This window comes from Histidinibacterium aquaticum (genome assembly GCF_008710275.1).
GTDB classification, from domain to species: Bacteria; Pseudomonadota; Alphaproteobacteria; order Rhodobacterales; family Rhodobacteraceae; genus Oceanicola; species Oceanicola aquaticus.
On record NZ_VYQE01000003.1, the window covers coordinates 312,354 to 331,787 of the forward strand.

At 67.9% G+C, this 19,434-nt stretch carries 17 protein-coding genes; 6 read left to right on the top strand and 11 right to left on the bottom strand.

Going from position 1 to position 19,434, the window contains the following annotated elements:
• The first annotated feature begins 14 nt into the window (after positions 1–14).
• Positions 15–944 (top strand): AEC family transporter, encoded by a 930-nt coding sequence (locus tag F3S47_RS11040; protein ID WP_150445320.1) that lies wholly within the window; start codon positions 15–17, stop codon positions 942–944.
• A 34-nt stretch (positions 945–978) separates the two neighbouring features.
• Here the strand turns inward: F3S47_RS11040 and F3S47_RS11045 are convergent, their stop codons facing one another.
• The 6 genes from F3S47_RS11045 to F3S47_RS11070 all read right to left on the bottom strand — a co-directional run bounded on the left by F3S47_RS11045 (position 979) and on the right by F3S47_RS11070 (position 7,224).
• Positions 979–2,214, bottom strand: coding sequence for an ABC transporter permease (locus tag F3S47_RS11045; protein ID WP_223877797.1), 1,236 nt, complete (start codon positions 2,212–2,214; stop codon positions 979–981).
• A gap of 1 nt (position 2,215) precedes the next feature.
• Positions 2,216–3,937 carry an ABC transporter permease gene (locus F3S47_RS11050; protein WP_150445321.1) on the bottom strand — a complete coding sequence of 574 codons (1,722 nt, stop codon included), beginning with the start codon at positions 3,935–3,937 and terminating at the stop codon, positions 2,216–2,218.
• 103 nt (positions 3,938–4,040) lie between these two features.
• Positions 4,041–4,514 (bottom strand): VOC family protein, encoded by a 474-nt coding sequence (locus F3S47_RS11055; protein WP_150445322.1) that lies wholly within the window; start codon positions 4,512–4,514, stop codon positions 4,041–4,043.
• The gene (locus F3S47_RS11060) at positions 4,511–4,798 is read right to left on the bottom strand and encodes a DUF1330 domain-containing protein (RefSeq protein ID WP_150445323.1); all 288 of its coding nucleotides are present in this window, start codon (positions 4,796–4,798) and stop codon (positions 4,511–4,513) included. Before F3S47_RS11060 ends, F3S47_RS11055 begins: the two co-directional genes overlap by 4 nt.
• A 90-nt stretch (positions 4,799–4,888) precedes the next feature.
• Positions 4,889–6,034 carry an extracellular solute-binding protein gene (locus F3S47_RS11065; protein WP_150445324.1) on the bottom strand — a complete coding sequence of 382 codons (1,146 nt, stop codon included), beginning with the start codon at positions 6,032–6,034 and terminating at the stop codon, positions 4,889–4,891.
• Between the two features lie 89 nt (positions 6,035–6,123).
• The gene (locus F3S47_RS11070; RefSeq protein WP_150445325.1) at positions 6,124–7,224 is read right to left on the bottom strand and encodes an ABC transporter ATP-binding protein; all 1,101 of its coding nucleotides are present in this window, start codon (positions 7,222–7,224) and stop codon (positions 6,124–6,126) included.
• Positions 7,225–7,601: 377 nt separating this feature from the next.
• Between F3S47_RS11070 and F3S47_RS11075 the strand changes: the two genes are divergently transcribed.
• From F3S47_RS11075 to F3S47_RS11090, 4 genes are all read left to right on the top strand, one after another.
• Positions 7,602–9,371 carry an ABC transporter ATP-binding protein gene (locus F3S47_RS11075; RefSeq protein ID WP_150445326.1) on the top strand — a complete coding sequence of 590 codons (1,770 nt, stop codon included), beginning with the start codon at positions 7,602–7,604 and terminating at the stop codon, positions 9,369–9,371.
• Positions 9,368–10,123: a CAF17-like 4Fe-4S cluster assembly/insertion protein YgfZ gene (gene ygfZ / locus F3S47_RS11080; RefSeq protein ID WP_150445327.1), complete on the top strand. Its 756-nt coding sequence runs from the start codon at positions 9,368–9,370 to the stop codon at positions 10,121–10,123. The genes F3S47_RS11075 and ygfZ overlap by 4 nt, the downstream gene beginning before the upstream one ends.
• 217 nt (positions 10,124–10,340) lie before the next feature.
• Positions 10,341–10,667, top strand: a complete 327-nt coding sequence (locus F3S47_RS11085; RefSeq protein ID WP_150445328.1) for a DUF6280 family protein — start codon at positions 10,341–10,343, stop codon at positions 10,665–10,667.
• An 89-nt stretch (positions 10,668–10,756) separates the two neighbouring features.
• A complete protein-coding gene (locus F3S47_RS11090; RefSeq protein ID WP_150445329.1) occupies positions 10,757–12,214 on the top strand; it encodes a cobyric acid synthase in 1,458 nt (485 codons plus the stop codon).
• On the opposite strand, the gene F3S47_RS11095 is transcribed toward F3S47_RS11090, so the two are convergent.
• Both F3S47_RS11095 and F3S47_RS11100 read right to left on the bottom strand, forming a co-directional pair.
• Positions 12,211–13,809, bottom strand: coding sequence for a hydantoinase B/oxoprolinase family protein (locus F3S47_RS11095; protein ID WP_150445330.1), 1,599 nt, complete (start codon positions 13,807–13,809; stop codon positions 12,211–12,213). The two genes, F3S47_RS11090 and F3S47_RS11095, sit on opposite strands and share 4 nt — an antisense overlap.
• The gene (locus F3S47_RS11100) at positions 13,806–15,878 is read right to left on the bottom strand and encodes a hydantoinase/oxoprolinase family protein (protein WP_150445331.1); all 2,073 of its coding nucleotides are present in this window, start codon (positions 15,876–15,878) and stop codon (positions 13,806–13,808) included. The genes F3S47_RS11095 and F3S47_RS11100 overlap by 4 nt, the downstream gene beginning before the upstream one ends.
• A gap of 67 nt (positions 15,879–15,945) precedes the next feature.
• Here F3S47_RS11100 and F3S47_RS11105 point away from each other — a divergent pair, with 67 nt between their 5' ends.
• Positions 15,946–16,335: a rhodanese-like domain-containing protein gene (locus F3S47_RS11105; RefSeq protein ID WP_150445332.1), complete on the top strand. Its 390-nt coding sequence runs from the start codon at positions 15,946–15,948 to the stop codon at positions 16,333–16,335.
• On the opposite strand, the gene F3S47_RS11110 is transcribed toward F3S47_RS11105, so the two are convergent.
• The 3 genes from F3S47_RS11110 to F3S47_RS11120 are packed head-to-tail and all read right to left on the bottom strand — an operon-like array spanning position 16,332 to position 19,397.
• Positions 16,332–17,435: an N-acetylglucosamine-6-phosphate deacetylase gene (locus F3S47_RS11110; RefSeq protein ID WP_150445333.1), complete on the bottom strand. Its 1,104-nt coding sequence runs from the start codon at positions 17,433–17,435 to the stop codon at positions 16,332–16,334. The two genes, F3S47_RS11105 and F3S47_RS11110, sit on opposite strands and share 4 nt — an antisense overlap.
• Complete coding sequence (locus tag F3S47_RS11115) at positions 17,428–18,327, bottom strand: ROK family protein (RefSeq protein ID WP_150445334.1); 900 nt, start codon at positions 18,325–18,327, stop codon at positions 17,428–17,430. Before F3S47_RS11115 ends, F3S47_RS11110 begins: the two co-directional genes overlap by 8 nt.
• Positions 18,324–19,397 carry a tagatose-bisphosphate aldolase gene (locus F3S47_RS11120; protein ID WP_150445335.1) on the bottom strand — a complete coding sequence of 358 codons (1,074 nt, stop codon included), beginning with the start codon at positions 19,395–19,397 and terminating at the stop codon, positions 18,324–18,326. Before F3S47_RS11120 ends, F3S47_RS11115 begins: the two co-directional genes overlap by 4 nt.
• Positions 19,398–19,434 lie beyond the last annotated feature (37 nt).

Sequence of the window (19,434 nt, forward strand, 5' to 3'; positions counted from 1 at the left end):
GAGGTCCCGGCCCGATGAGTGCTCTTCTCGATGTCGTCCTTCCGGTCTTCCTCGTCATCGGGTTCGGCTACCTCGCCCGCTGGCGCGGCTTCGTCAGCGACGATGCGGTGGATGCGCTGGTCTACTGGACCCAGACCTTCGCCCTGCCCTGCCTGCTGTTCCGCGCGATCTCGACCCTCGACCTCGGTCAGAGCTTCGACTGGCGTCTGCTCCTGAGCTTCTACACCGGGGCGCTGGCAGGTTTCCTCGCCGGGATGCTCGGGGGGCGGTTCCTGTTCAAACGCTCCTGGGAAGACGCGACGGCCTTCGGGTTTTGCGGCCTTTTCTCGAACTCGGTCCTGCTCGGCCTCCCGATCATGGAGCGGGCGTACGGTACCGAGAGCCTGGCGGACAACTACGCCATCATCGCGGTGCACTCGCCGTTCTGCTACGGCGTCGGGATCACCGTGATGGAGGTGATCCGCGCCCGCGGCGGCTCGGCCCGAGACCTGCCGCGCAAGGTGCTGAAGGGCATGTTCTCGAATGCGCTCATCCTCGGGGTCGCCGCCGGCCTGTTCGTGAACCTCGCCCGGATACCGGTGCCGCAGGTGGCCGCCGACGCGCTCGATCTCATGGTCCGCGCGGCGATCCCGGTGGCGGTCTTCTCGCTCGGCGGGGTGCTCTTCCGCTACCGGCCGGCGGGCGACATGCGGGCGATCCTCTACGTCGTCTCGGTCAGCCTGGTGCTGCACCCGACCATCGTCTTCGGGATGGGACGCCTGCTGGACCTCGACCGCGACGCCCTGCGCTCGGCGGTCGTGACCGCGGCCATGGCGCCGGGGGTCAACACCTACATCTTCGCGAACATCTACGGGACGGCCCGGAGGGTCGCCGCCTCGGGCGTGCTCATCGGCACGACCCTGGCGGTGGTCACGGTCTGGATCTGGCTGTCGATCCTGCCGTAGGGGCGGCCCGGCCGAAGCCGGGCCCGCCCGGGGATCAGCCGGGGCTCATGCCCCGCATCTTCTCCGACCGGCGGCGCAGCAGCTCCACCGTGGTCAGCAGCGCGATCGAGATGCAGACCAGAATCGTCGCCACCGCGAGGATGGTCGGCGAGATCTGCTCGCGCAGGCCGATGAACATCTGCCAGGGCAGCGTCTTCTGCGCTGCCGCGCCCACGAAGAGCACGACGACGACCTCGTCGAAGGACGTGATGAAGGCGAAGAGCCCGCCCGAGATCACGCCCGGCAGGATCAGCGGCATCTGCACCTTGAAGAAGGTCCGCACCGGTCCCGCGCCGAGGTTGGCCGAGGCCCGCGTCAGCGACTTGTCGAAGCCCACGAGCGTTGCCGTCACGGTGATGATCACAAAGGGCACGCCGAGCGCCCCGTGGGCGAGGATCACCTTGATGTAGCCCGACAGCTCCTGGCTGAAGCCGAGGTTCGCCTCCAGCCAGTTCCCGAGCGCCGAGTAGAAGAAGAACATGCCGGTGGCCGAGATGATCAGCGGCACGATCATCGGCGAGATCAGGATCGCCATGATCGCCTGGCGGCCGGGGATGTCGGACTGCGAGAGGCCGATGGCCGCGAGCGTCCCGAGCGAGACCGCGATCAGCGTGGCGAAGGGCGCGATGATGAGCGAGTTGCGCATCGCGAGCTGCCAGTCGCTGTTGTTGAAGAAGTCGCGGTAGTGCTTGAGCGAGTAACCTTCCGGATCGAGCGAAAGCATCTCGGGCGTGAAGGTGAAGAAGTTCTCCGCGTTGAAGGACAGCGGGATGATCACCATGATCGGCGCGATCAGGAAGAAGAAGATCAGGCCGCAGATGAAGAGGAAGGTGTTGTGCCACAGCACCTGCCCACTCGTCGAATAGGGCGGCACCCCGCGGCGGTAGTCGCCCGAGGCCAGCCAGTAGCCGACCCAGCCCAGCACGGCGCCCGCGAGGATGCCCGACACGATGCCGGCGATGCCGCCGGCGATCAGGCCGATCACGGCGCAGACGCCGACGGCGGCCCAGCGGCCGGTGGTCCTCTGGTCGGCCAGGACAGTCCCGGCGACGTAGGCGATGGCGCCGCCCACGATGGCGCCGCCGATGAAACCGGCGAGCGGCTGGTTGACGGCCTGACCGCCGACGAAGCCGAGGATCGCACCGAGGAGGGCCGTGAGGGGGACCGCGAAGCTCAGAAGGCTCCGGTCCTGCTTCATGGCATTGGCGGGGTTGTCGACGACATCACTCATGTCAGCCTCCCAGCTTCACGTTGTCGATGCCCACGATCCGGTCGTAGAGCCAGTAGAGGGCCAGCACGAGGGCCAGAAGGATCGAGCCGAGCGCCGCCGCGAGACCCCAGTTGAGCGAGGTCGAGATGTGGTAGGCGATCCGGTTCGAGATGAAGACGCCGTCTTCCCCGCCGACGATTTCCGGCGTGATGTAGTAGCCGATCGCCAGGATGAAGACGAGGATCGAGCCCGCGCCGATGCCCGGCACCGACTGCGGGAAGTAGACCCGCCAGAAGGCCGTCCAGTTCGTCGCGCCCAGCGACTTGGCCGCGCGCAGGTAGCTCGGCGGGATGGTCTTCATCACCGAGTAGAGCGGCAGGATCATGAAGGGCAGCAGGATGTGCGTCATCGCGACGATGGTACCGGTCTGGTTGTTGATCAGTGCCAATCGGTTTCCGTCGCCCACGATGTTGAGCCAGACAAGCAGGTCGTTGATCACGCCCTGGTTCTGCAGCAGCACCTTCCATGCCGAAGTCCGCACCAGCAGCGAGGTCCAGAAGGGCAGCAGCACGAGGATCATCAGCACGTTCGCCGTGCGCAGCGGCAGGTTCGCCAGCAGCCAGGCGACGGGGTAGCCGAGCAGGATACAGGAGAAGGTGATCGCGAGCGACATGTACATCGTGCGCAGGAAGAGCGTGCCGTAGATCCGCTCGTTCTCGGGGACGCGCTCGACACCGTCGGGCGTCAGCTCACGGTCGGCCGCCGACAGGAAGTAACCGGAGGTGTAGGGACCGGAGAAGACCTGGAGCGTCTCCCAGATGTCGGGCTCGAGCCACTCCTCGTCGATCTCTTCGAAGAAGGCGCGGTAGTCGTAGGGGCCCATGCCCTCGGTGGCGGCCATCGCCTCTTCGACCAGGGCGCGTTGCTCGCCCTCGAAAAGCTCGATCGCCTCGGGGTTCGCCTCGAGGTCCTCGTAGAGCGAGAGGTAGACCAGCGGCCACGGCTCTTCCTCGAGAGGGCTCTCGCCGTCCTCGCTGCCGATGACATAGGCGAAATCGGAGAACATGTCGGTCGTCCGGGGAAGCGCCTCCTCGAAGCCCTCGCGGTAGGCGACGTCGACGGCGGGCTCGTCGAAGCTGCGGCCGACCTCGTCGGAGCGGGCCTGCCACTCGGCGATCTCGGACTGGTACTCCTCGGTGGTCAGCAGCGACACCCAGGTGCTGCCCTCTTCCCAGGCCTCGTTGGACTCCTCGAAGGCGTCGAGGAAGGGCTCGCCGGTCTCGTCAACGTCGCGGCCCGCCTGGCGGAAGAGCGACGAGAGACCGGCCGCTTCGTAGTTCAGGCGCGAGCCGACACGGGTGTGGATCTTGAGGCCCTCGGCGACGACGAGGTCGCGGGCCATGGCCGAGTAGACCTCCTGCGAGGGGGGCTCCCCGCTCGAGGCGTCCCAGCTCTCCACCGCCTCGACCGTGCGCGGCAGCGTGTCGGGGACGATCTGGTTCTCGACCGAACGGAACAGCATCTGCCCGATCGGGATGATGAAGGTGATGAGGATGAAGATCAGCAGGGGTGCGACGAGGCCGAGCGCCCGCATCTTCTGCCGCCGCTGGGCGCGGGCCAGCGACTTCTTGAGCGGCGTGCCGTCGGCCGCGAGCATGGGGCCGCTTTCGCGTTCGGCGTCGCGGATCGCGTTGTCGGGCGTGGGGCCCGTGACCTTGTCGGGGCTCGCTGTGGCGTCTGTCATCGCTGGCTCTCCCTCGTCGTGAGGCCGGGTCCGGCCGGGCGTCCAAATTTGGACACCAGGCCAAGACCCTGATTCTCTTTATATTTTCCTGTGACGCGATCGATCATGACGGTTGTCCCTCCGCCTCGAAGTCCGCGGCCCTCGCCTCGATCTCGCCGTCGTCGAGCGTCTCGCGGTGGCTGGCGATCCACCACCAGTTGCCGCCGATGTCCTCGACGCCGCCGTCGCGGTCGCCGTAGAAGCGATCCTCGGGCTCCATCACCGGGCGCCCCCCCGCATCGAGCGCGGCCCTGTAGGTCGCGTCCGCGTCGGGGACATGCACGTAGACGAAGCCGGGACGGCGCATGCCGTCCGTGGCCTCGCCCAGCATGATCGTATGCTCCCCGAGCGCGAGCTCGAGGTTCCAGAGGCGTCCGTCGGAGCGGAAGAGCGGCGCGCGCCGCTCCTCGGCACCGAAGACCGTCTTGGCAAAGCCGGCGACCTCGATCGGGCTGTCGCAGACCAGGAAGGTCGAGACGCGCGACCGTCCCGGAGCCATCCAGGCCGGCGCGGAGCTATCCTGCGCGGCGGGGCTCACGTGCCCTCCACGAGGATGATGGTGCTCTCTGCGTTTCGGCGTCGGATCTCTGCGATCTCCTGGTATTCGCTGGATTCGTAAGCGCGGACGGCGGTCTCGTAGTCGGGAAACTCGATCACCACGTGGCGCTCCTGAGTGGTCCCCTCGGGAGTCTCGGAAGAGCCGCCGCGGATCAGGAACCGGCCGCCGAAGCCCTCGATCACCGGCGTGTCGCGCTCGACGTACTCCTTGTACGCCTCGGCGTCGGTCACCGTGATGTGGCCGATCCAGTAGCCCTTCGGCATCGCCTGTCCCCCGGGTTGGCAGGAGGGACGCGCGCGCCCCTCCTGCGCGGGGGACGGACGCCGGGCGCCCGTCCCCATGTCTTCGGTCGATTACTGCGCGAGCCAAGCCTGGAACTGGGCGTCCAGGTCGTCACGGTAGTCGGCCCACCATTCGTAGTTGTAGACGAAGGTGTTGCTGGCGTTGTCCGGGTTGGTCGGCATGTGCGGAGCCATGTCGATGCCAAGCTCGGCGTGCTCGCCCACGAGCGGAGCGGAGGATTCACGCGCCGGGCCGTAGGAGATGTAGGCCGCCTGGTCGGCGAGACGCTGGGTGTCCGTGGCGAACCACAGGAAGTCCAGCACGCGGTTCAGGCGCTCTTCCGGCAGGTCGGCGGGGATGATCCAGCCGTCCAGGTCGTAGACCTGAGCGTCCCAGAGCATCTCGACCGGCTGGTCCTGCTCGACGATGAGCGAGAAGAGACGGCCGTTGTAGGTGGAGCCCATCACGACTTCGCCGTCGGCGAGGAGCTGCGGCGTGTCGGCGCCGGCGTTCCACCAGGTGACCTGGTCCTTGATCGTGTCGAGTTTGTCGAAGGCGCGCTGCTGACCTTCTTCGGTCTCGAGCACGTCGTAGATCTCGTCCTTCGGCACGCCGTCACAGAGCAGCGCCCACTCCATGTTGTTGATCGGGCGACGCTCCAGGGCGCGCTGGCCCGGGAAGGTCTCGAGATCGAAGATGGCGCAGATGTCGCTCGGCGTCTCGCCGCCCCACTCCTCGACGTCCGTGCGGTAGCCGAAGGTGGTGGAATAGGCGATCTGCGGGATGAAGCAGTCGGAGACGATCAGGTCGCCGAAGTCGTCGGAGGCATCGGTGCCGTCGGGCGCCGGGGCCAGGATCTCGTCGTGATCGACTTCCATCGCCAGGCCTTCGTCGCAGAGGCGGATGGCGTCGGCGGCCACCACGTCCACGAGGTCCCAGGTCACGTTGCCGGCTTCGAACATGGCGCGCAGGTTGGCCACGGCCTCGGCGGAACGCTCGTCCCAGGTGACCGAGACGTCGGGGTTCATCTCGAGGTAGGGCTCGACGTAGGCCTGCTGCTGCGAGTTCTGGTAGGCGCCGCCCCAGCTGACCAGCGTCATGCTGTCGGCCATGGGCTCGCCGGCGACGGGGCTCTCGCCCGAGTGCGCCTCGGCGAAGGCCGTGCCGGCGGACAGAGTCAGCGCCGACGTCGCCATGAGAATCTTGGTGAGTTTCATACGTTTCTCCCGTGTTTCACCCGGTTTGGTCTTTCGCGCCGTCAGAGCCGATCCGGGCAACCGGCTCTTTAGCGCCCGAGCGCCTGTTATCAGGCGTCGAGCGCGCGGCAGTCCTGCGGCAACCATCCGATGTGGACCGTTTGCCCAGGCTGCAGCCGCGCCTGGCCGGCGCGGTTGCGTGTCTTGACGATGAAGTCGTCCTTGCCCGCCACCGAGAGGCGGGTGCGGAACGTATCGCCCATGTAGATGAATTCCTTGACCTCGGCCTTCAGGGTGTGGGCATCGGGGCCCAGGGCCTCGGGGTCGATCTCCACCCGCTCGGGACGGATCGAGATGAGCGTGCGCTCCCCGACCTCCTTCACGTTGACGGGCTTGGCGTCGATCACCTCGCCGCTGTCGAGTTCGACCACGCAGGTCTCGCCGCTCTTCTGCTTGATGCGGCCGCCCAGCGTGTTGTTCTCGCCGATGAACTGGGCAACGAAGCTGTTCTCCGGGCTCTCGTAGAGGACGTCCGGGGCAGCGAGCTGCTGGATGCGGCCGTCGTCGAAGACGGCGACGCGATCGGACATGGTCAGCGCCTCGGTCTGGTCGTGCGTCACGTAGACCACGGTGATGCCGAGTTCGTGGGCCAGGTTGGTGATCTCGAACTGGAGGCTTTCCCGCAGCTGCTTGTCGAGCGCACCGAGCGGCTCGTCCATCAGCACCAGCTCGGGCTCGAACACCAGGGCGCGCGCCAGGGCGATCCGCTGCTGCTGACCGCCCGAAAGCTGCGCCGGGCGGCGGCCGCCGAAATCGCCCATCTGCACCATGTCGAGGGCGCGCTTGATCTTCGCCTCGCGGTCGGACTTGCCGATCTTCCGCACTTCCAGCGGGAAGGAGAGGTTCTCGGCCACCGTCATGTGCGGGAAGAGCGCGTAGTTCTGGAAGACCATCCCGATGCCGCGCTTGTGCGGCGGGATGTTGTTGATCGGTTTGCCCTCGAGCTTGATCTCGCCGTGGGTCGCCGTCTCGAAGCCCGCCAGCATCATCAGGCAGGTCGTCTTGCCGGAACCGGACGGGCCGAGCATCGTGAGGAACTCGCCCTTGGGCATCGACAGGTTGAGGTCTTTAACGACGAGGGTCTCGCCGTCATAGCTCTTCTGCACGCGTTCAAACGCGACGAACGCGTCTCCGCTCGCTGTATCGGCCAAAAGGCGCTCCCTGGTTGCGTCTCGGCGGTTTGCCCGCCTGTCTGTCCGAAGACTAAAACCGACCGCGCCTCGCGATGCAACCTATTCCCTGTCGGGCGAACGCTTACCGGGCGAATGCATGATTTTCGTGCAGCCGGCACCTATTCGCCGGTACATTTTCAGCATTCCGGCAGTCATTTGCCGCTTAAGACGCGGTTTCAAAGGGGTTTCGCAATGTCGTTGCGTCAGCCCAGAATGACCGATCTGCGGCCTCGGAACTTGTCAAAAAGCGACATTCCGACGCCCCGTCATTTCAACGTTATCGTGGCGTGACCGCCGCCGATCCGGTCCGTCCCGCGCGCTTGCAAAGGCGGGGTTCGGGGCCTTATCTGCCCGCCATGACGCAAAGCCCCACCGACGCGCAGAGCCGCCGGCTCTTTTCTTGGCTCTGGCGGGGGTACCTGCGACGCCACGTCCCGCTGCTGACCGTCGCGCTCGCGATCATGGCGATCGAGGGCTCGTCGCTGGGCGGCTTCAGCCTCCTGGTGGAGCCGATGTTCGACCAGGTCCTCGTCGGCGGGGATTCGGGCGCGCTCTGGCTCGTGGCGCTTGCCGTCTTCGGCATCTTCGTGGTCCGGGGCGTGGCCTCCATGGCCCACAAGGTCCTGCTCACGCGCATTGCCCAGCGGACCGCGGCGCATATCCGCGCCGACCTGCTCAGCCACCTGATGACGCTCGACACGAGCTTCCACCAGAAGAAGAGCCCGGGCGAGCTGATCGAGCGGTGCCAGGGCGACGTTCAAGCGATCAACCAGATCTGGGCCACGATCATCACCGGCGTCGGCCGCGACGCGGTGAGCCTCGTCTGGCTCTTCGGCGTCGCGCTCTCGATCGACTGGCGGTGGACGCTGATCACGCTGATCGCGGCACCGCTTCTCGTCGTGCCATCCTACCTCGTGCAGCTCTACGTCCGGCGCTCCTCGCGCCAGGCGCGAGAGCTCGCGAGCCGCATGTCGACCCGGCTGGACGAGGTCTTTCACGGCATCAACCCGGTGAAACTGAACACGCTGGAGCGCTACCAGGCCTCCCGCGACGCGGCTCTCGTGGCGGACCGGGTGGAGGCCGAGGTCCGCACTGCGACATGGCAGTCTGCGATCCCCGCCCTGCTCGACCTGATGTCCGGGATCGGCTTCCTGGCGGTGATGCTCTACGGCGGCGCGCAGATCATCGACGGCGAGAAGACGGTCGGCGAGTTCATGGCCTTCTTCACCGCCATCGGTCTCGCCTTCGACCCGCTGCGCCGGCTGGGATCGCTCTCCGGCAAGTGGCAGAACGCGGCCGCTTCCATCGAACGTATTCTCGGACTGCTGTCCGAAAGGCCGACGATCAAGTCGCCGGCCACCCCGGTCGGGGCACCGGAAGGCGCGCCGGAACTTCGGCTGGAGCATGTCTCCTTCGCCTATGGCGACATGCCGGTCCTGCACGATGTCTCGCTGACTGCCGAGGCGGGCAAGCGCACGGCGTTGGTGGGTGCCTCCGGCGCGGGCAAATCCACGATCTTCCACGTCTTCACACGCCTCGTGGACCCTGTTTCGGGAGAGGTCACCGTCGGCGGCGTGCCCGCCCGCGACATCGCCCTGCCCGACCTTCGGGGGCTCTTCTCCGTGGTCAGCCAGGACGCGGCTCTTTTCGACGAAAGCCTGCGCGAGAACATCCTGCTCGGCCAGGAGGTCAGCGAGGCCCGGCTGAAGGAGGTGCTGGAGGCCGCCCACGTGGCGGACTTCCTGCCCCAGCTGGAGGGCGGGCTCGACGCTCCCGCCGGGCCGCGCGGCTCTAACCTCTCCGGCGGCCAGCGCCAGCGCGTCGCGATCGCGCGCGCCCTGCTTCGCGACACGCCGGTGCTCCTGCTGGACGAGGCCACGTCGGCACTCGACACCAAGTCCGAGAAGCTCGTGCAGGAGGCGCTCGACCGGCTGTCGGAAGGCCGGACCACGCTGGTGATCGCGCACCGGCTTTCGACGGTGCAGGACGCCGACAACATCGTCGTGCTCGACAAGGGACGGGTCGTGGACCAGGGGCGGCACGACGACCTCCTTGCACGCGGCGGTCTCTATTCCGATCTCCATGCCATGCAGTTCAAGGATGCTCCCGGAGGCCAGTCCAAATGAGCGACCGCACAATCATCGCGCTGACCGGCGACGACCGCACCGCCTTTCTCGAGAACCTCGTGACCAACAAGGTCCCGGCACCGGGTGAAGGTCTGCGCTACTCGGCCCTGCTCACGCCGCAGGGCAAGTACATCGCGGATTTCCTGATGCTGGCAGAGGCCGACCGGCTTCTACTTGATGCGCCCTCCGTCGTGGCGCCGCAGCTGGCGCAGAAGCTGTCGATGTACAAGCTGCGCAAGGACGTCGCCGTCGAGGAGGCCGATCTGCAGGTTCGTCGCGGCAAGGGCCCCCTGCCCGACGGCGCCCTCGTCGACCCCCGGCATCCGGAGCTCGGCTGGCGGCTCTACGGTTCGGACGGCGGCGACGACGGCACCGATTGGGACGCGCTGCGGGTCGAGCACATGATCCCTGAGGCGGGCATCGAGCTCACGCCGGACAGCTACATCCTCGAACTGGGCTTCGAACGGCTCAACGGCGTCGACTTCCGCAAGGGCTGCTACGTCGGCCAGGAGGTCACCGCCCGCATGAAGCACAAGACCGAGCTCAAGAAGGGACTCGCCCGGGTCCGTCTCGACGGCGAGGCCGCCTCCGGCACCGAGATCACTTCGGGCGGGAAGCCCGCCGGCACGCTGCATACCGTCTCCGGCGACCGGGCACTGGCGTGGCTTCGCTACAACAGGACGGAGGACATGGCGGCGGGCGGCTGCGCCGTCACACTCGAAGCGACGATGCAAGAGGGGATCTCCGCCTAAGTACGACCGATTTGTGTCATATCCTTGATCGAATCGGTTCAGAGCCTATATCGGGCACTTATCCGTGCACGACACGGCAAAATACACGTGTTCGCACCCGGGAGCCATGCACCTAGCGAATACCAACTATGTCGAGAACGGCCACCAGAATCGGACCCAAATCGGCATAGTCCCCGGACGCCGAGATCACAAGATCAATAACAATGAAGGACGCGAGATGACCAATTTCGTTGATGGCACCGCCTTCAACAACGAGCAAGGCAACCGGGCGCGCAAACTCTTCGCGGCCGTCGTCCTTGCTGCGCTGGACGACGCCATCGCCGACGACAAGAAGTACGGCAACGGACCGGACCAGATCGCACGTTGGGCGCGCTCCCGTGATGGCCGCGAGGTCCTCACCTGCGCCGGGATCGACCCCAACGAGCGTGTGGTGAACGGCCTGATGGACTTCGTTGCCAAGGGTGTCCGCACCTCCGTCGCGCTCTCGCGCGAGGAGAGCGAGCGCCGGAACGCTGCCGAGGCCCTGGCCCGCGCCGCCGCCTGACGTCTTGTTGTGTTCACGACTGACGCGGCTCCTCTTGAGGGGCCGCGTTTTTCGTTGCCCTGCGGGCCTGTCCGCGTAGGAAGCAGGGCATGACACGGGCGATCATGATCCAGGGCGCGGGCTCCAACGTGGGAAAGTCCCTCGTCGTGGCCGGACTCTGTCGGGCGCTCAGGGCGCGGGGTCTCTCCGTCGCGCCCTTCAAGCCGCAGAACATGTCCAACAACGCGGCGGTCACCGTCGACGGCGGCGAGATCGGGCGAGCCCAGGCGCTGCAGGCGCGGGCCGCGGGGCTCGATCCCGTGGTGGACATGAACCCGGTCCTGCTGAAGCCCGAGAGCGAGACCGGCGCGCAGGTCGTCGTGCAGGGAAAGCGCGTCGCGACCGTGAAGGCCCGGGACTACGGAACCATGAAGGCGGGGCTCCTGCCCAAGGTTCTGGAAAGCTACCGGCGTCTGGCGCGGGGCCGGGACATTGTTGTCGTCGAAGGCGCGGGAAGCCCGGCGGAGGTCAACCTGCGCGCGGGGGACATCGCCAACATGGGCTTCGCCGAGGCGGTGGGATGCCCGGTCGTCCTGCTGGGGGACATCGACCGGGGCGGCGTCATCGCCCAGATGGTCGGGACCCACGCCGTGCTTCCGGAAACGGACGGGCGTCTGATCCTTGGCTTCGCCATCAACAAGTTCCGGGGCGACCCGAGCCTCTTCGCCGAGGGGCTTTCCGTCATCGCCGAGCGGACAGGCTGGCAGGGGCTCGGCGTGCTGCCCTGGTTTTCGGACGCCTGGCGGCTGCCGGCCGAAGACGTCATGGACATCCGTCCGAAATCGGGCGCGGGTCCGCTGAAGATCGCCGTTCCGCGCCTCTCCCGGATCGCCAATTTCGACGACCTCGACCCGCTCTCGGCCGAACCCGGCGTGTCGGTCGAGATCGTCGAGCCAGGCCGCGCCCTGCCGGGCGACGCGGCGCTGGTACTGATCCCCGGGTCCAAGAGCACGCGCTCGGACCTCGCGGACCTCCGCGCACAGGGCTGGGACATCGACCTATTCGCCCATGTCCGGCGCGGCGGGCATGTCCTGGGGCTCTGCGGCGGTTACCAGATGCTCGGCCGGCGGATTGCCGACCCGGAGGGGCTCGAGGGGGCACCCGGCGAGATCGAGGGGCTCGGGCTTCTCGACGTGGAGACCGTCATGCGGCCCGAGAAGCGGCTCGCGCTCTCGGCGGCGCATCACCCGGGCTCCGGCGAAGCGGTCGAGGGCTACGAGATCCACATGGGCGAGACCGAGGGGCCCGATTGCGCCCGCGCCTGGCTCTCGGTGAACGAAAGGCCCGAGGGTGCGGCCTCGGAGGACGGGAGGATCCGGGGGAGCTACCTGCACGGTCTCTTCTCCTCCGACGGCTTCCGCGCAGCCTACCTGGCCGAGCTCGGCGCCCAGACGGGTGTCGCCTACGGGACAGGTGTCGAGGCCGCGCTCGATGCACTCGCCGCACACCTGGAGGCGCACATGGACGTGGATGCGCTTCTGGACCTCTGTGCGCCGATCGACGGCTAGTCCGTGTATCCGCCGCGCCGGTCGGCCTCCGCCGCCTCGGGGTCGCGCTCGTCCGGCGGGCCGTAACCGCCACCACCGGGCAAGGAGAGCCGCAACCGTGCGCCCGGCGGGACGGACTGCCGTCCCTTCGGCGCGAGCGGCGTGCCGTCGGCAAGCTCGACCCGGCCCGCTGCCCCGTCCGCGCCGCCCTCGCGCCCCCGGGCCGCGTGTTTCACACGGTCGAACATCGCGTTGATCGACATCTCGTGGCCCTCCCGGGCCTCGATCTCGATCACCTGTCCGAGACCGCCGCGATGCCTCCCGGCCCCGCCCGACCCGCTGCGCAACTCCTTCCGCCAGACTGTGATCGGGCCGACATGTTCCGTCGCCTCGACGCTCATGGTGGAGACGCCCGAGGGGAAGGCCGTCGCCGAGAGCCCGTCGGACCCCGGGCGCGCGCCGGTGCCGCCGGAGTTGAACATCAGGACCTCGGCCCGACCCTCTCCCCCGGTCTCCCGGACCGAAAGCTGTATGTTCCAGAGCGCAGACGCACCCTCGGCCGGAACGACGCCGGGCAGTGCGTGGTGGAGCGCGCCCAGCACGGCGTCGGGCACCAGGTGTCCCATGACGTGCCGCACGGAGACCGGCGCAGGGCGGCGCGCCGCGAGGATCGAGCCCTCCGGCGCCGTGATCTCGAAGGGTTCCAGCGAGCCGTGGTTGTTGGGCACCTCCGGCGCGATGGCGCACTTCAGCGCGAAGCAGGCATAGGCGCGGGTATAGACCTCGGGGCAGTTCACGCCGTAGCCGCTCATGCCCGAGGTCCCGGCGAAGTCGCAGGTCATCCGGTCGCCCGCCACCTCCAGAGTGACGGCCATGTCGACCGGCGCTTCGAATCCGTCGACCCGCATCCCGTTCCGGTAGGTCCCGTCCGGCACGCCCGCGATCGCCGAGCGCGTGGCCGCGCGGCTCGCGTCGATGATGTAATCCGAGAGGCCCTCGATCTCGTCCAGGCCGAACTCGTCCAGCATCGCCTGCAGCCGCCGGTCGCCGGCGGCATTGCAGGCGGCGAGCGAATGGATGTCGCCCACCGTCTGGTCGGGTGTGCGAACGTTGGCACGGATCATCTCGACCATCAGCCCGTTCACCTCTCCCCGCTCGATGAACTTGGAGATCGGCAGGAGCAGCCCCTCTTCGTAGACCTCCCGCCCGTCGGGACCGAAGCCACGACCACCGATGTCGACGACATGAGCCGTGGCCGCGAAGTATCCGATATGACGAGACTTTCTGAAGACCGGCGTGACGACGGTGATGTCGTGCAGGTGCCCGGTTCCCATCCAGGGATCGTTGGTCAGGTAGACGTCGCCCTCCAGCGTCTCCTGCGGGCCGAACCGCGCGGCGAAGTGGCCCACGCTCTCGGCCATGGCGTTGACGTGGCCCGGCGTGCCGGTGACCGCCTGCGCCATCATCCGGCCCCGCCTGTCGAAGAGCCCGGCCGACAGGTCGCCCGCCTCGCGCACGGAGGTCGAGAATGCGGTGCGGATGAGTGTCGTGGCCTGCTCTTCCACCACCGCGATCAGGCGGTTCCACATGATCTGGTAGTCGATGCCCCGGGTCATGGCGTCTCCTTGCGGATGAGCAGCAGCGATCCATCGTCCTGGCCCACGGCGCGGAAGGCGGCGGTCACGATCGTCGTGGTCTCGTCCTCGGTGATGACCGCGGGCCCTTCGATGGCCGCACCGGGCGTGAGCGCGCTCCGCGGGACCTCGAGGGCCTGGACGGCCTCGCGTCGTCCGGCGTCGTAGACGCTGCGGGGTTTTCCGCCCTCCGGCCGTGTGCCGTCCGTGCGCGGGGCGAGTTCCCCCGGCGGCGGCCGCAGCGTGGCGACCGTCAGCGACCAGTTCGTGACCTCCGCCGCGAGCCCCTCGATGGTCCGCCCGAAGAGGCCGCGATAGGCCTCGGCGAACGCCTCCTCGATGACCGTGCGGTCCTCCGGCGCGTAGCGCCGGACCGGCAGCTGGACCGGGATTTCCCAGCCCTGCCCGGCATAGCGGATGAAGGCCGTCAGCCGCTCCTCGGTCTCGGCCTCGCCAACGCCCTGCGCGACGAAGGCGCGGGCCTCGGCGTCGAGTTCCTCGATCAGGGCGTTGACCGCCTCCGCATCGAAGTCCGGCAGCGCCATGAACCGTCCGCGGGCGGCCTCGTAGCTCATCGGCGCGCGCAGGAAGCCGATGGCCGAGCCGACGCCGGCCCCGGGCGGGATCAGGCAGCGCGCGATCCCCAGCTTCTCGCAGAGTCGCGCGGCATGAAGCGGCGCACCGCCGCCGAAGGCGATCATCGTATAGCGCTCGATGTCGCGCCCGTTCTCCACGGCGTGGACCCGGGCGGCGTTGGCCATGTTCTCGTCGACCATCTCGGTCACGCCGAAGGCCGCCTGCTCGGTCGAGAGGCCCTGCGGCTCCGCGATGCGTGCGTCGAGCGCCGCGCGGGCCTTCCCTTCGGAGAGCGGTATCTTCCCGCCCGCGAAGGCCTCGGGATCGAGACGGCCCAGGAGCAGGTTCGCATCGGTCACCGCGGGCTCTTCCCCGCCGCGCTGGTAGCACGCGGGCCCCGGCTCCGAGCCGGCGGAGCGCGGGCCGACCTGGATACGGCCCATCGCGTCGATCGTGGCGAGCGAGCCGCCGCCCGCGCCGATCTCCACCATCTCGACGACCGGCGTTTGCACGACCATGCCGGACCCCTTCTTGAAGCGGTAGGTGCGGGCCACCTCGAAGCTGGCCGCGGTCTTGGGCTTGCCCTCCTCGATCAGACAGATCTTGGCCGTGGTGCCCCCCATGTCGAAGGAGAGCGCCCGGCCGGCGCCGTGCGACCGTGCGAGCTCAGCTGCGAAGATCGCGCCGCCCGCCGGACCGGATTCCAGCAAGCGGACGGGCTCAGCCCGTGCCGTGTCGAGCGAGATCAGCCCGCCGCCCGAGTGCATCAGGAAGATGGGCGCCGTGAGACCTTCCTCGGCGAGCCGCGCCGTCAGCCGTCCGAGATAGGCGTCCACTTGCGGACGGACGTAGGCGTTCGCGCAGACGGTGTTGAAGCGGGGCAGCTCGCGCATCTGCGGCGACACCCGGGATGACAGGGAGACGGGAAGCTCCGGCGCGAGCTCGGCGAAGATCTCTTCGACCGCCGCCTCGTGTTCGGCGTTGGCATAAGAGTGGAGAAATCCAACGGCGACAGAGGTATATCCGGCATCTTTGATGCGATGCACGAGGTCGCGCGCGGCGTCCCGGTCTAGTGCGAGCAGAACCTCTCCCCGAGGCGACACGCGCTCCGCCAGGGTGAAGCGGTCGGCGCGCGGGATCAGAGGTGGCGGCAGCTCGAGATTGAGATCGTACTGCTCGAAGCGGTTCTCCGAGCGCATCTCGATCACGTCGCGAAACCCTTCCGTCGTCACGAAGGCCGTCCGGGCGCCGCGCCGCTCGATCAGCGCGTTGGTCACGAGCGTCGTGCCGTGGATCACCTGTCCGATATCGGACAGCTGTATGCTGGCTGTCCGACAGGCGTCCGTCAGCGCGCGAAGAATGGCGTCTTCCGGTCGGGTGTAGTCGGTCAGGACCTTGGCGGTGGCGAGGCCGCCGGGATGCTCCAGCGCGGCATCGGTGAAAGTACCGCCGATATCGACGCCGGCGCGGATCATGGGCTTGCCTCTCGTTCGGATCGCGCGAGACCCTTGCACCGGCGCGCGGGGAGGTCAAACTGCTCTGATGGCTCTCAAGATGACATCCGCCCAGATGGTCGCCGCCGCCCGCGCCCGGATCGAGGAGGTCGGCGCGGCCGAGTTGGTGGCGCAGGTCGGGAATCCTGACCTCGTCATCGTGGACATCCGCGACATCCGGGAGCGGCAGAAGACCGGCTGGATCCCTGGCTCCGTTCATGCCCCGCGCGGCATGGTGGAGTTCTGGGTCGATCCCGAAAGCCCCTATTTCCGAGAGGTCTTCGGCCAGGACAGGCGCTTCGTGTTCCACTGCGCCTCCGGCTGGCGCTCCGCGCTGACGGTCGCGACCTTGCAGGACATGGGCTTCCAAGCGGCCCACCTGCGCGAGGGATTCACCGGCTGGGTCGAGGAAGGCGGACCGGTGGAACGATCTGACTAGTCGGCGAGTGGTCCGCGCAGTTGCCAGTCCGGACCGATGTGCAGGATGTCGCGCGCCGCCCGGCCTTTGATCCCTGCGAGGTCATCCCGTCCGATGAGGCAGGCCGGCGTGGTAATCGCCATCCGGAGGGCCCTCTCCGGGTCGATGCCGATCACTTTCACGAGCCGCGCGAGCCCCTCCGCCATGGTCGTATGCGCGCCGGCGAGATTGCCCTCTGCGTTGACCAGCTTTCCATTTTCCACATGAATTTCAGAGCCGTATAGCTCGAATCTAGTAGGCCCGCCGACCGTCGGCATGGCATCGGAGACGAGAAACGTGCTGTCCGGTTGGGGCCGCGCCCGCAGCGCGAGGGCGATCATCGTGTCGCTCACGTGATGTCCGTCGCAGATCAGTCCGACCGCGAGCTCCGAGGCGATCGCCGCGCCGGTCAACCCCGGCGCCCGACCGGTCATCTGCGACATCGCGTTGAAGAGATGCGTGACCGCCCGGGCCCCCGCTCCAATCGCCCAACCGACCTCCGCTTCGGTCGCATCGCTATGGCCGAGAGAGACAATCGCACCCGTGTCCGCAAGCCGACGGATGTCCTCCGGCGCGACCGTCTCCGGCGCCAAGGTAACCATCACGCTGCGTCCAGCCGCCCTGAGCCGCTGGACCGTCTGCAAGGTCCGATCGTCGAAGGGCCGGATGAGCCGCGCCGCATGCGTCCCCCGCCGCGCCTCTGCGATGTGGGGACCCTCGAGATGCAGTCCCGGACAGGTGTCCGGATCGCATGCGAGCACGGCGTCGGCGGCGCGGTCCATCCGGTCAGGCGCATCCGTGATGAGCGTGGGCAGGAGAGCGACGGTCCCGAAGCGCCGATGCGCCTCGGCGATGCGCGCGATGCCGGCCGGACTCGGATCCGAATTGAGGAGCGCGCCTCCCCCGCCGTTCACCTGCAGGTCGACGAAGCCCGGCGTGACCAGACCGGAAACGCGCTCAGCCCCAGGGCAATCCGACGCCTGGCCTGTTTCGGTCAGGTGGCCGCCTTCCAGGAAGATAGCGCGGTTTTCCAGAAGGCGCTCCCCGTCGAAGAGCAGCTCGGGCGCGATCCATCTACCCATGGGCGGCCTGCCAGGCGGCCAGCGCCGCTCCCCGCGCGCCGCTGGCGTCGCCTCCCTCCGCAATCCGGATCTCCGGCGTCCGCAGGCCCGCGATCTGCGCGCGAGAAAGTGCGGCGCCCAGGTCCCTCTCCACGTCGACAATGCGGGAAAGCCCGCCGCCCAGCACGATGACCTCCGGGTCAACCGTGCAGACCAGTCCCATGAGCATCTCGGCCGTCAGTGCGCACCAAAGCGACCAGATCGGAGCAAGAGCGGGTTCGGCCCGGCGCTTGCCGATTGTCTCGGATGACAGTTCCGTTCCGGTCATGTGTCGGGCTAGCCCAGCGAGCCCGGGTCCGGAGATATAGGTCTCGACACAACCGGTCCGACCACATCCGCAGGCATGAACCGGCAGGTCGAATTGTCCGACAAGGTGCGCCGGCGCCGCCAAGTGTCCGACCTCGCCCGACGCGGCGCTGTACCCCCCGGCGAGGCGGTCGCCACCGATGAATCCGGCCGAAACACCGGTCCCCAGAATGACCCCGGCAGCGGACTTGGCCCCCCGCGCGGCTCCGAAGGCCGCTTCGGACAGCGCGAAGGCCTGGGCGTCGTTGACCAGAGACACCGGCCCCCAGCTCTCGTCGAGGTCGGAGAGAAGATTTCGCCCGGATATCGGGAGGTTGGCCGCGATCATGTGGCCGGATACCGGATCGAGGAGTCCCGCGGTCCCGAGCCCGACAGGGACCTTCCCTCCAGTCTCGAAGATCCACCGCAATTCTTCGAGGAGCGCCGTCAGCAGCGCCCCATAGTCGCCCGGCGTCGCCCGACGGCGGGAATGCGCGAGCTGCCACTCCTCATCGAAAAGGCGGGTTTCGATCTTGCTACCCCCGAGGTCGATCCCGGCGGCGATCATCGGGGGCGCACGGGATAGAGAGTCACGCCTTGCACGACCCGCGTCAGCCTACCCGTGTCCGAGAACGGATCGTCGACGTTAAGGCCCAATTTTTCGGACCAGGTCACGGCCAGGACTTGAGCCAGGGCAACCGCGACCGGCGCAAGCCAGACGTCCGGTAGGTCGAGACCGGGATCGTGTTCGGCGCCCGGCCCCACGGTCGTCAGACCCGCATCCGGGAACTGATCCGAGAGCTCGTCGAGCAAGTCGGCCTCGTAGTTCGCGGCCAGGCCATCTCCGCTGGTGAAGAGAACCAGTTTCGTACGGCTGTCCACGATGCTCTTCGGTCCATGCCGGAACCCGAGTGGCGTCTCCGAGAAAGCGGACACCTGTCCAGCTGTCAGTTCGAGCACCTTGAGCGCCGCCTCACGGGCTGCGGCTTCAAGTGGACCCGTGCCCAGAAAGACGATGCGATCCGGTGGCTCTGTGTGTTCCGCAAGGTCAGCGAACCGCGGCAACAATCGCTCCAGCGCATCGGCCAGCCTGAGGAAAGGCGCCTCTGGTAGAATGGGATCGAACAGGGCGAGCGCGGTCAGCAGCATCGTGGTAAAGCCCGAGATCATGGCGAGGCACTCGGCCTGCGTCTCATCCGGGAGAACGACGACGCCACAGGGCCCCGTCGCCTTGCGCTTCGCGAGGGCGCCGTCGGGGTTGCAGGTCAGATTGAGCCGCGGCGCGGTGGGCGCGAGGACGTCCAGCGCGTCGAGTGTCCCGAGTGTCTCCGGGGACCCGCCGGAGCGGCCAAGGTTAACAACAAGCGGACTGCGGCCCTCCAGATATGCATGCGGCCGGGCGACGATATCAGTTGTCGGTACGGACCGAAGCTGCCTCACCCGCCCCTCCAGACCGGAGACGACCGTTCGCCCGATATGCGCCGAACTGCCGGCGCCGCAAAACCAGGTCTCGGAGGCGTCGAGCGAGGCGATCCAGTCACGCACCTCGTCGGCCACAAAGGACCCGGCCCAGTCGCGCCAGATACGGGGCTGGGCCTGGATGTCGCGCCAACTGACCCATCTGTCGAGATCGCGCATCGGGAGCGCCTTTCCTTGCTGGTCCCGTCCGCCGTGA

Bases quoted from the DNA above. Each gene is read 5' to 3' on its own strand.
- F3S47_RS11040 (WP_150445320.1), top strand. From the start codon at position 15: ATGAGTGCTCTTCTCGATGTCGTCCTTCCGGTCTTCCTCGTCATCGGG.
- F3S47_RS11045 (WP_223877797.1), bottom strand. From the start codon at position 2,214: ATGAGTGATGTCGTCGACAACCCCGCCAATGCCATGAAGCAGGACCGG.
- F3S47_RS11050 (WP_150445321.1), bottom strand. From the start codon at position 3,937: ATGACAGACGCCACAGCGAGCCCCGACAAGGTCACGGGCCCCACGCCC.
- F3S47_RS11060 (WP_150445323.1), bottom strand. From the start codon at position 4,798: ATGCCGAAGGGCTACTGGATCGGCCACATCACGGTGACCGACGCCGAG.
- F3S47_RS11065 (WP_150445324.1), bottom strand. From the start codon at position 6,034: ATGAAACTCACCAAGATTCTCATGGCGACGTCGGCGCTGACTCTGTCC.
- F3S47_RS11075 (WP_150445326.1), top strand. From the start codon at position 7,602: ATGACGCAAAGCCCCACCGACGCGCAGAGCCGCCGGCTCTTTTCTTGG.
- ygfZ (WP_150445327.1), top strand. From the start codon at position 9,368: ATGAGCGACCGCACAATCATCGCGCTGACCGGCGACGACCGCACCGCC.
- F3S47_RS11085 (WP_150445328.1), top strand. From the start codon at position 10,341: ATGACCAATTTCGTTGATGGCACCGCCTTCAACAACGAGCAAGGCAAC.
- F3S47_RS11090 (WP_150445329.1), top strand. From the start codon at position 10,757: ATGACACGGGCGATCATGATCCAGGGCGCGGGCTCCAACGTGGGAAAG.
- F3S47_RS11095 (WP_150445330.1), bottom strand. From the start codon at position 13,809: ATGACCCGGGGCATCGACTACCAGATCATGTGGAACCGCCTGATCGCG.
- F3S47_RS11100 (WP_150445331.1), bottom strand. From the start codon at position 15,878: ATGATCCGCGCCGGCGTCGATATCGGCGGTACTTTCACCGATGCCGCG.
- F3S47_RS11105 (WP_150445332.1), top strand. From the start codon at position 15,946: ATGGCTCTCAAGATGACATCCGCCCAGATGGTCGCCGCCGCCCGCGCC.
- F3S47_RS11110 (WP_150445333.1), bottom strand. From the start codon at position 17,435: ATGGGTAGATGGATCGCGCCCGAGCTGCTCTTCGACGGGGAGCGCCTT.
- F3S47_RS11115 (WP_150445334.1), bottom strand. From the start codon at position 18,327: ATGATCGCCGCCGGGATCGACCTCGGGGGTAGCAAGATCGAAACCCGC.
- F3S47_RS11120 (WP_150445335.1), bottom strand. From the start codon at position 19,397: ATGCGCGATCTCGACAGATGGGTCAGTTGGCGCGACATCCAGGCCCAG.